Origin of the sequence: Terasakiispira papahanaumokuakeensis (genome assembly GCF_001709345.1) — a bacterium.
GTDB lineage: Bacteria > Pseudomonadota > Gammaproteobacteria > Pseudomonadales > Halomonadaceae > Terasakiispira > Terasakiispira papahanaumokuakeensis.
The window spans coordinates 1410247-1422307 of sequence record NZ_MDTQ01000001.1 but is presented as its reverse complement, the minus strand read 5'-3'; the positions used below and the strand labels follow the sequence as shown (position 1 = coordinate 1422307).

The 12061-nt window shown below is 52.1% G+C and carries 12 protein-coding genes and 1 riboswitch; of the genes, 9 read left to right on the top strand and 3 right to left on the bottom strand.

Annotation, left to right across the window (positions count from 1 at the left end; translation table 11 throughout):
- Positions 1–196: 196 nt before the first annotated feature.
- The 3 genes from BFW38_RS06160 to thiE all read left to right on the top strand — a co-directional run bounded on the left by BFW38_RS06160 (position 197) and on the right by thiE (position 3001).
- Positions 197–1147, top strand: coding sequence for a HEPN domain-containing protein (locus tag BFW38_RS06160; RefSeq protein ID WP_139116568.1), 951 nt, complete (start codon positions 197–199; stop codon positions 1145–1147).
- 129 nt (positions 1148–1276) lie between these two features.
- A riboswitch (TPP riboswitch) is annotated at positions 1277–1370 on the top strand.
- Positions 1371–1481: 111 nt separating this feature from the next.
- Positions 1482–2303: a hydroxyethylthiazole kinase gene (thiM, locus tag BFW38_RS06155; protein WP_068997604.1), complete on the top strand. Its 822-nt coding sequence runs from the start codon at positions 1482–1484 to the stop codon at positions 2301–2303.
- The gene (gene thiE / locus BFW38_RS06150) at positions 2300–3001 is read left to right on the top strand and encodes a thiamine phosphate synthase (protein ID WP_084004491.1); all 702 of its coding nucleotides are present in this window, start codon (positions 2300–2302) and stop codon (positions 2999–3001) included. The genes thiM and thiE overlap by 4 nt, the downstream gene beginning before the upstream one ends.
- A gap of 150 nt (positions 3002–3151) precedes the next feature.
- On the opposite strand, the gene BFW38_RS06145 is transcribed toward thiE, so the two are convergent.
- Both BFW38_RS06145 and BFW38_RS06140 read right to left on the bottom strand, forming a co-directional pair.
- The gene (locus tag BFW38_RS06145) at positions 3152–3580 is read right to left on the bottom strand and encodes a hypothetical protein (RefSeq protein WP_139116567.1); all 429 of its coding nucleotides are present in this window, start codon (positions 3578–3580) and stop codon (positions 3152–3154) included.
- 571 nt (positions 3581–4151) lie between these two features.
- Entirely contained in the window at positions 4152–4910 is a 759-nt protein-coding gene (locus BFW38_RS06140; RefSeq protein WP_068997602.1) for an SDR family NAD(P)-dependent oxidoreductase, read from the bottom strand.
- Positions 4911–5212: 302 nt separating this feature from the next.
- Between BFW38_RS06140 and BFW38_RS06135 the strand changes: the two genes are divergently transcribed.
- The gene (locus BFW38_RS06135; RefSeq protein WP_084004490.1) at positions 5213–6574 is read left to right on the top strand and encodes an aspartate aminotransferase family protein; all 1362 of its coding nucleotides are present in this window, start codon (positions 5213–5215) and stop codon (positions 6572–6574) included.
- Between the two features lie 187 nt (positions 6575–6761).
- Here the strand turns inward: BFW38_RS06135 and pdxR are convergent, their stop codons facing one another.
- The gene (pdxR, locus tag BFW38_RS06130; protein WP_245686086.1) at positions 6762–8225 is read right to left on the bottom strand and encodes a MocR-like pyridoxine biosynthesis transcription factor PdxR; all 1464 of its coding nucleotides are present in this window, start codon (positions 8223–8225) and stop codon (positions 6762–6764) included.
- Positions 8226–8503: 278 nt separating this feature from the next.
- Here pdxR and BFW38_RS06125 point away from each other — a divergent pair, with 278 nt between their 5' ends.
- The 5 genes from BFW38_RS06125 (at position 8504) to BFW38_RS18310 (ending at position 12053) form a co-directional block, all read left to right on the top strand.
- Positions 8504–9406: a transporter substrate-binding domain-containing protein gene (locus BFW38_RS06125; protein ID WP_084004789.1), complete on the top strand. Its 903-nt coding sequence runs from the start codon at positions 8504–8506 to the stop codon at positions 9404–9406.
- Positions 9407–9571: 165 nt separating this feature from the next.
- Complete coding sequence (locus BFW38_RS06120; protein ID WP_068997600.1) at positions 9572–10213, top strand: amino acid ABC transporter permease; 642 nt, start codon at positions 9572–9574, stop codon at positions 10211–10213.
- Between the two features lie 41 nt (positions 10214–10254).
- Positions 10255–10920, top strand: a complete 666-nt coding sequence (locus BFW38_RS06115) for an amino acid ABC transporter permease (RefSeq protein ID WP_068997599.1) — start codon at positions 10255–10257, stop codon at positions 10918–10920.
- A complete protein-coding gene (locus BFW38_RS06110; protein ID WP_245686085.1) occupies positions 10913–11755 on the top strand; it encodes an amino acid ABC transporter ATP-binding protein in 843 nt (280 codons plus the stop codon). Before BFW38_RS06115 ends, BFW38_RS06110 begins: the two co-directional genes overlap by 8 nt.
- Before the next feature lie 163 nt (positions 11756–11918).
- Positions 11919–12053, top strand: coding sequence for a hypothetical protein (locus BFW38_RS18310; protein WP_281180370.1), 135 nt, complete (start codon positions 11919–11921; stop codon positions 12051–12053).
- The last annotated feature ends 8 nt before the right edge of the window (positions 12054–12061 follow it).

Here is a 12061-nt window from a genome sequence, read left to right as displayed (position 1 = left end):
CACTTTTGACTGGTTATCCCCCCGAATCAAGCTCATGGTGTCCGCAAGCCTGCCGTAAGTCCGCTTAGGTTCCACCACCGAAAGCCACTCCTTCTCATCTCCCGTTTTTCGATTACGTGCCGGGCAAGTGTTGAATATCACAAGCACCGCTTTGAATTGAATCACATTCTTTTCAGTGATGTGCGCACAGTGAACGGTGGCGGTGTTCTTTGTCTGCCCCTTCTTTTATGCTATGGCGATTCAGTCACAGACCAAGCATGGCTTTATGAGAAGATCCCTCGACCATCTGCCCGAATATAAACAGCGTGAGCTGGCGACGATCTCGACGATTCTGCGCGATACGCTAGAAGACTATCTTCAGGGTAAGAGCGGGAGTAAAAGCGAGTTTCGGATCTTAAAAATCATTCTGTTTGGTAGCCATGCTAAAGGCGGTTGGGTGCGGGACATTCCCAACGGTTATGTCAGTGACTATGACATTCTGGTCATCGTCAACAAATCCGCGCTGGTGGAAGACGACCTTGTCTGGCGCAGGGCGGAAGAGCAGATCGAGCGTAAAGTCAAAAGCGCACCGTTAGGGCTGATTGTACATACCTTGGAAGAGGTGAATGAACAGCTCAGACAAGGTCACTACTTTTTTACCGATATTCGTGAACAAGGTATCTTGCTTTATAACGCCAACGGGAAGGCACTCGTTGAACCGGGGAACTTAACCGAAGAAGAGCGTCGGGAAATTGCACAGGGGCACTTTGATCATTGGTTTAAGTCCGCAAATGAGTTTCTTTTTGGTTACGGTATTTATCTGGAAAGGGGCTCTCTTGCCATTGCAGCTTTTAATCTTCATCAAGCCACAGAGCGCTTCTTCGCCTGTACCTTACTGGTCATGAGTAACTACCTGCCGAAAACACACAATATCGAAAAACTGAAAAAATACTGCGCCGAGCAAGACCGTGCCTTCGCCGATATTTTCCCGATGGACGACAAACTCCACCGCCGCAGCTTCCGCCGCCTGCAACGGGCATATATTGATGCGCGGTATTCGATGCATTATGAAATCACCGAAGAAGAGCTTCATTATCTGGCCGGTGAAGTGCAGCGTTTACAGGAGTTAACGGAGCGTGTTTGCCGGGAGAGAGTTGGAGAAGTTTGAGCTAGTCTCTTTCGCTTGCAAGCAAGCTCCTACAACCCTTCGATGAACCTCGGAATTTTCTGTAGGGGCCTGCTTGCGGGGGATTGTTGGGGCTGGCGTGCACTCGGTGAGTTCAGGCGTTAACATAGTGAGTTGTGACCGGGGTGCCGTGTATGCGGCTGAGATAAACCCGTAACACCTGATCTGGGTTGTGCCAGCGTAGGGAGTTCACTGATCACGCTTTGGGTGTGCCCTTCAAGTTGACGCTTGATGCCTCTTGAATGGCCGCTTCAATCATTGATGTCAGACTCTTAAGCTGTGCGCATCGTTTCGCGTTATTGTTTGGAAAGTCACGATGGCACAAGAATTCGAGCCGGTCGGCTCAACTCCATTCCCTGCCGCTACGGCGGCCGATGTGTTGTTCCAGCTGCGTTGTCAGGCGCCGCTGACACATATCATTACAAATCATGTGGTCACTAATTTCACCGCGAATCTGTTACTCGCGATTGGGGCGACGCCTGCGATGTTAAGTGATCCTCAAGAATCGTCTGAGTTCCAGTCATTAGCGAAAGCGTTGTCGATTAATGTGGGCACTTTAAGCCAATCTCAGGCGGTTGCGATTCGTGCGGCGGTCGATGCGGCGCTTGAGGCGGGTAATCCTTGGGTGCTCGATCCGGTCGCGGTTGGCCCCCTGAGTTTGAGAACACGCTTGTGTGAGGCGTTAATTCAACAAGCGCCCAGCGCGATTCGCGGTAATGCGTCGGAGATTATGACGTTAGCCGGGTTTGAAAGTGTGGGCCGTGGCCCAGAATCAGTGGCCTTGAGTGATGATGCGGTTGAGGCGGCACGGTCACTGGCTCAGCAGACTGATGCCATTGTCGCGGTCACAGGCGCACGTGATTACATTACCGATGGCGAGCAAGTGTTGAGGGTGGAAGGTGGCAGCGCTTTGTTAACCCGTATTACTGGGGCGGGTTGTGCTTTGTCGTCTCTGGTCGCGGCCTGTTTAGGCACTGGTCGGGCACCTCTTGAGGCCGCGGCCAGTGCTTGTGCCTTTATGGCGGCGGCCAGCGAAATTGCTGAAGAGCGTAGCCAAGGGCCCGGTTCACTCTCGGTGGCTTTGCTCGATAGTTTATATGATCTGAACTTACACGATTTGGAGCGCCTTGAGTCATGAATGCCCCCTATTCTTCTCAGCCCCTGTCTTCTCAGCCCGCGTCGTCTCAACACGCGGCGAATGCCCAAACCCTTGGGCCGATTTATCTGGTGCTTGATCCGGATATGTGCGGTGGCGAACAAGGTTGTATTGAGACCGTTAAAGCGGCCTTGCAAGGCGGTGTCGCCTGTATTCAGTTGCGGGCTCCCGGTTGGAAGAAACGCCGATTACTCGAACTCGCCAATGCGCTGCTCGCTTTAACACGTCCGGCTAAAGTGCCGTTTTTGCTTGATGATGAAGTTGATGTGGCTTTGGCTTGCGGTGCGGATGGGGTTCACGTGGGGCAACGCGATCTACCGGTTCAAACCGTGCGCGATCTAATGGGGCCAGGGGCTTTAATCGGGTTATCGGCGTCGAATAGCGCACAAATTCAGCAAGCAGATGTGGCGGCGGCGGATTATCTTGGCGTGGGCCCGGTGTTCGCGACCCAAACCAAAACCGATGCGGCCCCCGTGTTGTCGCCCGAGGGTTTAGCCACTTTGAAGGCGCTGACGGAGAAACCGATTGTGGCGATTGGCGGTATCAATCACGCCAATATTGGGGTTGTCGCGGCCACTGGCGTCAGTGCAGCGGCGGTGGTTTCCGCGATTTGTGGTCAACCGAACCCTTTAGCCTCAACGCAGCAGTTGGCTGCCGCCTGGCAAGCCGGTGTGAAATAACGGGCTTTAAACAGCAGATTTTAAACAGCAGATTTTAAACAACAGGCTTTAAACAACAGATTTTAAACAACAAAAGGGGATGGCATCGCCATCCCCTTTTCAATCATTGCAACGGTGACTCAGCACAATGCTGAGACTTGATTGCCAGTCTTACATATTTTCGATGTGATCCTGCTGGGCTGCACTGTGGCCTTCAGAGACCAGATCATTCAGAGCATCTTGTGAGGCAGAGGCATTTTGCATCGCAGGATCTTGGGTAGAAGTGCGTTCTATATAAGCCGCATCCTGCTGCGCTGATTTGAGCGTCAGCTCAGCCAGTGCACCGCTTTGCCCTTCCGCCACCAGTGATTTCACTTGGGTTTCAGGCAATGTGCCATAGGCATGGTCTGCTTCACTGCGCTGAATCTGTTCTGCCATCGCTTGGCTCTGACCCTCGGCGACGAGGGATTGGATACTCGCCGTGTGCATATTACCCACGGCCCCTTGATCAACTTCGTAGCGTCCCTGAGCCATAGAGGTTGCTGAGAGGGCAACCGCAGCAATACCGAAGACCATAGCGGGAATCATGGACCGTTTCATATTAACCTCCAAACATCAATAAAATGCGATCTATTGGATATCAAGGTTTTTAACGTTTGCTCGTTTTAACCTTTAGATCGATTCGACAAGGTGTGTTTTGTCTTGCCTAACAAAGTGGAGATACTTCACAGCATTTAAAGGGCAAGCCATTGTTAAAACAGAATTAACCACTATTTAATAATCAGCATCACAATAGATACCACTACGCCGAAGCAGATCAGGCGTATGATTTCACTGAGATACTGGGGCTTGAGTGCTAAGTGATTCATTCAAGTGGGGTAGATCATAGCACTAAAATAGATAGCCAGCAACTAAATAGCTAGCTATTCAATTGCCGGTAGTTAAGCTAACGACACTCAAGCTAACGACACTCAAGCTAACGACAATCAAGTTAACGACAATTAAAAGTTGGCGGCGTTGAGGTCATCAGTCAGGTATGGCCGGTCGGCCCTTGTGGCGTCGATATCGAGACGAAAACAAAGGCACCAAGCATACGAGTGTTGGGCATGATAAGACACAAACGCCCACGAATGTGGGCGTTAAAGGCAATAACATTGGGGTGCAGCCGGTTTTAGTCGCGATCGACCGCAAAGGGAGACCATGCCTGTCGGGTCGGCATCACTTCAACACGGTTGAAGTTAATGTGCGGCGGTAAGGTGGCGATATAGAACATTTGCTCCGCAATATCTTCTGCAGACAAGGCGGTTGTTCCTTGGTACAGCGCATCGGATGCAGCTTGATCACCGCGGGTGCGCACTAAAGTAAACTCTGTTTCGGCCATGCCCGGCGCAATGTCGGTAACGCGAACCCCCGTACCCAGTAGATCGCAACGCAGGTTATAACTGAATTGCTTCACAAAGGCTTTTGAGGCGCCATAAACATGGCTGCCAGGATAAGGCCACTGCCCCGCCACAGACCCCACATTAATAATGGTGGCGCCTTCCCCGGTTTCTAATAATTTGGGCATCACGGCATGAGTCACATTGACGAACCCAGTCACGTTGGTGTCAATCATGGTATGCCAGTCTTTCAGATCCACTTTTTGCGCAGCTTGAGGGGCCAGCGCCAGCCCAGCATTGTTGATGAGGGTGCCAATACGATTGAACGGTTCAGGTAATTGATCAACCGCAGCTTGCACGGCCTCTGCATCACGTACATCCAAGGCGATAATATGAACAGGCACTTGGTCGCCTAGGGTTTCTTTTAAAGCTTCAAGCCGTTCAATACGACGACCAGACAACACCAAAGACCAGCCCGCCTGAGCAAAACGTTTTGCGGCGGCACGTCCAAATCCGGATGTCGCCCCAGTGATAAATACACATTTTTCCATCATGATCTCCATGGGTGAGTCAGTCGTTATCATATGATTCAGTGTCTGCCATTGATGCGATGCGATATCACATCAACGTCAAAACTTCGGATCAGCTTACCGCCGCCTGCCCTGGTTGTGTAGGGCCAGTTTCACTGTCACTCAGGACAATATTGATGACGGCATATCCATCAGGGCATGCCAGCCAGAACGATCTTGATCACGCTGGGGCGGAACTGTCACATGCCGCGCCCAGGACTGGCTCTATGGGCTATCGGCAAGACCACTTACGCTCAAGGCTGACATGACTCAGGAGCTCCACGATGCATACCGCCAATCCCCTGCACGCCCCCAATCCCCTGCACGCCCCCAATCCCCGGCACGCCCCCAATACGAATGCCGATATCATCTCACTTGATCGTCAGCATGTCTTTCATTCTTGGTCTCAACAAGGCCAGCTCAATCCGATGGCGATTGCCGGGGCTGAAGGCTGTCGGATGTGGGATTTCGAGGGCCGACAGTATCTAGATTTCAGCAGTCAGCTCGTGAACACCAACATCGGTCATCAAAATCCCAAAGTCATTGCCGCCATCAAGGCTCAAGCGGAGACCTTAGTCACCGTTGCCCCCGCCCATGCGAACCAAGCCCGTGGCGAAGCGGCAAAACGTATTCTGGCAAGAGCCCCGGCAGGCTTCAGTAAAGTGTTTTTCACCAATGCCGGTGCCGATGCCAACGAGAACGCCATTCGTATGGCCCGAAGCTTTACTGGCCGAGATAAAATCCTCTCGGCTTACCGCTCCTATCATGGCAACACGGGAGCCGCCATTGTCGCCACGGGTGATCCTCGTCGAGTGCCCAATGAGTTTGCCCGCGGCCACGCTCACTTTTTTAACCCTTATCTGTACCGCAGCGATTTCTGGGCCAGTCATGAAGAAGAAGAATGCCAACGGGCACTTCAGCATCTTCGCCGCGTGATCGAATGTGAAGGCCCTGAAGCCATTGCCGCTATCTTATTAGAAACTATTCCCGGTACAGCAGGGATTCTAATCCCGCCTCAGGGCTATCTTGACGGCGTTCGAGCCCTGGCAGATGAGTTCGGTATTCTGCTCATTTTCGATGAAGTCATGGCAGGCTTCGGCCGCACGGGCAGCTGGTTCGCCTTTGACTTGTTTAACGTTAAACCTGATTTAATTACCTTTGCCAAGGGCGTCAACTCAGGGTATGTCCCCGCTGGGGGGGTCATTGTGTCCGAGGCTATTAGCCATTATTTCGACGATCACATGTTCTATGGCGGCTTAACCTATTCGGGTCATCCTTTGGCCATGGCCGCCATTGTCGCCACACTCGATACAATGGAAGCCCACAATATCGTCGACAATGCAGCCACCATTGGCAACGGCGTGTTAGCGACAGGTTTACAGCATATCAGCCAAAAACATGCCATTGTCGGCGAAACACGCGGCGTCGGCGTCTTCCATGCCTTGGAGCTGGTTGAGGACCGTCAGACCCGGACCCCACTGGCGGCGGACAAGATGAATCAGTTGAAAGCCAGCCTCATCAGTAAAGGGCTGCTACCGTTTATCGCCGCCAATCGCATCCACGTTGTGCCGCCTTGTATCGTCACCGAAGCCGAAGTCCAAGAAGGCCTGAGCTTGATCGATCAAGCGCTTGGAGAAATCGCCTAGTTCATCCCGCTTGCCCCGTCAGCCCTCGTCATTGATTCGATGAGGGCTGTTCCGAACAGAGCCTCAGCATAAATGAGGCCCCCACCAGACAACAGATACAAACGCCGGATAAAAACACCATACAGAGGGTCTTTTAAGCAGACAGATTAGAGACCATAGAATCTCTGTGTCACAAGACTCACACCACTCAAAGCACCGAGGCCAGCCGTTTAATCCCTTCTGGAATCGCCTCTACGCCGATCACCCCATATCCCAACCGCATGTAATGTCGCGGCGGGACTTGGCTGAAAAAGTGCTGAAAGCCCGGCTCAATCAAAACGCCCTGCTGTGCTGCCTGCCAGGCTAATCGTTGACTATCGTATTGCTCTGGCAAGGCCAGCCAGAAAGCACTGGCATAGGCTTCACTGATCCGCTGACAATGAGGCATTTCGCGGCAGACGGTCTCTTCGAGCACTTCCCAGCGGGCGCGCATCTCGGCATTAAAGGTTCTCAGATAACGATCATAGTGACCTTGGGCCAGAAACTGGGCCAGTTGCTGCTGTAATCCTGAGGGGGGATGACGATACATCAGGCGGCGCAAGGCTCTGAGTTCATCAATCAACTCCGCATCAGCCACTAAGTACCCCAACCGGAGCCCCGGCGATAGAGGTTTAGAAAGGCTACTCATATAAATCACCCGCGATCCAATGGCGGTGCTTTTTAAGGCGGGCTGGGCCTGATAATCAAAGTTGATTTCAGCATCATAATCATCTTCTAAGATGATCTGATCATAACGATTGACTTGCTGCATCAACTGCTGACGTCGTTCAGCACTCATCGTCACGCCCGTAGGCACTTGGTGGCTGGGGGTCACATAGAGGTAATCACAGCGCGCACTGTTGTCATCCAGACAAATCCCTTCATGATCCACCGGCTGATAGCTGATTTCGGCGCCCTGGTGTAGCAGCACATTAATCGCTTCTCGATACCCCGGATTTTCAACCGCAACGCGCGTCTGGCGATTCAATAACAGTTGAGCGATCAGAAACAGCGCGTTCTGAGCCCCCATGGTGATCAGAATTTCATCTTTTTGTGCATGGATCCCCCTTTTGGGGAGCACCCGGCTGCGGAGTTGTTCAATCAGCATGGGGTCATCTTGATCGTAGCGATCATGCAACCAACAACGCTCACGCTGTGCCCCCATGACGCGCCTTGAAGCGCCACGCCAAGCTTCCATCGGGAATAAACGCTGGTCCAGTTGGCCATAAATAAAGGGGTAATCAAACGTCATCCATTGGCTGGGGCGCAGCACATTTTGCAAATAACTGGGCCGTGACGTCAGTCTTTTGTTCCAATTTGGTGCATCCATCACCGGTTGAGGGAGCATCATTGAAGCAGCCCCTTCGCTCCCATCGGCGCGATACGCATCATGTAAGTAATAGCCACTCCGAGGGCGGCTGACTAAGTAACCATCATCAACCAGGCGCTCATATACCAGCGCCACGGTATTACGTGAAACACCAAGCTGGGTGGAGAGTTTACGGCACGATGGCAAGGCTTCCTCAGGGGGAATCACACCCGCATGGATCGCATCCAGCATCGCTTTGCGCAGCTGCTCTTGGAGGCCGCCTCCGGTATGACTATCTAGCGCGAAATAGTGACTCAACATCATGCTCTCCCGTGAAGATTCAAGACTTGGCCTGATCATTGCTTAGGCTTATTTGCCATCAGCGTTTAATCACGAAGAGAAGCATTGCAAAGAGCAGGCCAGGGTGAGTCTTCGCACGAAATTGCCCTCACTCATCGCTGGCCCCATCAGAAGGAAAAACTGGCCCTACTCAGCAAGACATCCCCTTGGCTAGGGTGAAAAGGTCAGCTTGAAAGACCCAAGCAAAAGCCAACCGATGACATCAATTAATAACAACACAAGCAATGATTAAGGGTGCTGCCATGACATTATTTGCGACAAGTACAAAACCAAGACATCACCGTAAAACACTGATTAAAGCAGCCATTGGCGCCTTGATTACCTCCGCCTCTCTCACGCTTTCAATCGCACACGCAGCAGATCTAGATGAGATTAAAGAACGCGGTTACATGGTCGTGGCCACCGAAGATAACTACTCACCCTTTAACTTTATCGAAAATGGCAAAGCCACTGGCTTTAACAAGGATATGCTGGAAGCCTTCCGCCAATATGCTGATTTTGAAGTGCGTCAGGAAATTTTGCCTTGGACAGGGCTACTCGCTGCGGTAGCTGGGGGCCAATATGATATGGCGTTTACAGGTGCCCTGGTCACCGATGATCGGCTAAGGGTTTTCAACTACACCCCGCCTTATGGTTCAGCCCAACACTTTTATATCAAACGTGCTGATGACGACCGCTTAAATAGCATTGCCGATCTGGATGGGAAAAAGCTCGGGGTGCAAGCCGGTAGCGCTTTGCTCGCGCGGCTACCTGAACTCAAGACCATGCTCTCGGATCAAGGCAAGCAACTGGGGGATGTCGTTGAGTACGAATCCTACCCCGAAGCGTTTGCTGATTTAGCCAACGGTCGCCTGGACTATGTCATCGATGCGGTCATTCCAGCCAATACCCTGGTGGCCTCTAAACCGGATCTCTTCGCCAAAGGTCAGGCGGTCTCAGGCCCTGGCTTTGTCTCCTGGCCGATCCCGAAACGCTCTCCTGAGCTATTGGCGTACATGACGGGCTTTATGAAGCATATGCGCGAAAGCGGCCAATTGGCAGAACTGCAAAAGAAATGGTTCGGTGAAAGCTTCCCTAATATGCCTCAAACACCCATCAAAAGTGTCGACCAGTTCCATGACTTAATCAGTGACAGTGACGCTTGATCGAGCCCTTCGCCGCATATCAAGCCCACCACAGAATCTCTGGCCTGGGGTTCTGTGGTGCCGTCCACGCCCATAAGGCACGCCGGGGCTTGTCACTCGGGGCTTGTCACTCGGCTCTTGTCACCCGGGGCTTATCACCCAGTAGCTATCACGTAAGGAGTGATCATGGATGCTTCTGCATGGCCCATGTTATTAGAGGGCGCCTGGACCACCCTATGGATTTCAGGCATATCCATTGCCATCGGGATTATCAGCGGGCTGGGGATTGCGTTGCTGCGCATCGCCAAAATCCCAGTACTCGAACAATGTCTTGTGCTTTATATCAGCCTGGGGCGTGCGACCCCGCTGGTAACTTTAACGCTATTTATCTTTCTCACCGCGCCAAGCCTGGGGCTTAACATGGATCGAAGCCTGGCGGGCATTCTCGCGTTATCCCTGAATACCACCGCATTTAATGCCGAAGTCTGGCGGGGTGCGTTTAACAACTTCTCCCGAGATCAACGTGAAGCGGCCATGGCTTGCGGCATGACGTCATTCACCTGCTTTCGGCGCATTATGTTGCCGCAAATGGTGATCACCAGCTTGCCTGGGCTCGTCAATGAAATGTCATTTCTGATCAAAGGCAGCCCGTCGATTGCCGTCATTGGTATCGTCGATTTAACCCGTGTCACCAACCGAATCTCTGCCGTAACGTATGAGCCACTTCCCCCCATTCTTGCCGCTGCAGTGCTCTACATGGCCATTATTGGCGGTTTGATCTGGTTACAACGCATCGCTGAGCGTCACGCCAACCGACTGGCGATCTGATGATAGCCACTCAATGACAGAGCGTTGATGAGGAATCAAGTATGACCAACTGGGATATTGTCTGGGATTCAAGAGATTTACTTTGGCAGGGGTTTCTCAATACCTTGTCACTTTTTAGTGTCGCGATTGCACTGGCCTTCTTGCTCGGGTGCTTGATTGTCTACCGTCTGGAGGATCCTAAAACCCGCTGGCGCCTCCCTTTAAGAAGCTTTATCGACATCATGCGAATGCTCCCTTTTCTGGTTTTGGTCTACCTGCTTTATTACGGCCTTCCCAGTGCGGGTATTCGACTAGAGGCCTGGTGGGCCGGTTTAATCGGGCTGACCTTTTATCATGGTGCTTACTTTGCGGAGATTCTACGGGGGTGTCGCGTCACACTCTCCAATGGCCAGATCGAAGCCGCCTATGCCCACGGGTTTACGCCGTCACGTATGTTTATTCGCCTGATCTTACCTCAGTTGATGATTCAGGCCCGCCCCTTGATCGGGAACCAATTGGTGTACGCCCTTAAAGATACCGCCTTCTTATTCATCATCACGGTGAAAGACCTGACCTGGGCCGCCAATTCCATTTCAGCCACTTATTTTGTGCCTACCGAAGCGTTTGTCGCTGTCATCGGGTTTTATTGGTTGATTAGCTTGGTGATGGAAATGGCCATTCGCTATGCCGGTCGTTTTGGCCATAAACGAGGATTTGATCATGTCTAATATCGCTTCAAATGTGTCTATGCCATCAACCGAAGCCTCTGCTGACAACAAGGCGACAGATCATGCTGTAGGCAACAGGTCAGATCATGTTGTCGAAGTCCGTCGGCTATCCAAAAGCTTCGATGAAGTCGAGGTGCTACGCGATATCGATCTGGAAGTCAGCAGTGGCGATGTGGTCACGATTTTGGGCTCATCAGGATCAGGAAAATCGACGTTACTGCGCTGTATCAATTGGTTGGAGAAGCCTGATCGCGGCACCATCCATATTAGCGGCCAACGCATCGGTATAGATGAGAACAGCCGTAAGCCCATGAGCCAAAAAGCTTTGGCGAAAATGCGCGCCAAAACCGCTATGGTGTTCCAAAGCTTTAATCTATGGCCCCATTTAACGGTGCTGAACAATGTGACTGAAGCCCCTATCCACGTTCAAGGTAAAAAACGTGAAGAGGCCGAAGCACTGGCACTGTCGTTTCTTGAAAAAGTGGGCATGGCCCATAAACGCGATGCGTACCCCTTCACGCTCTCAGGCGGGCAAAAGCAACGTGTCGCGATCGCCCGAGCACTGGCCATGCAACCTGAAGTCATTCTCTTTGATGAACCCACCTCGGCCCTGGACCCAGAGCTAGTGGGTGAGGTGCTGGGGGTGATCAAGTCACTCTCTGCCGAAGGGTATACGATGGTGATCGTGACTCACGAGATGGATTTCGCTCGTGCAGTCTCCGATCAAGTAGTGTTTCTTGAGAAGGGGCTGCTGATAGAGAAGGCCGATCCAGAGACTTTCTTTACTCAGCCGAAAACAGATCGAGTCAAACGCTTTTTAGAAAAACAGCACTGAATTCATCAGCGCTGATATTCAAAACCCCGGCATCCAAGCCGGGGTTTTCATTTAAAGCTCATGACGCGGCCTCAGAGGAAAAACCTGTCGCCATCACCGGACGCTTGTTTGTTTCGCCTGATCACGTAATGCTCAGTGCTCTAATCAGCAAAGAGGGCAATATATGATGACGACACGACTACACCTTCTACTGCTGGCCGTGGCGCTAACCACTCTGAGTGCTTGCAGTGACATTGACCGCAATGCTCGCCACCAGCCCCAAGTACCGGAGCAAACAAGCCACTCCACCGCTCAGTAGCCCGGTAT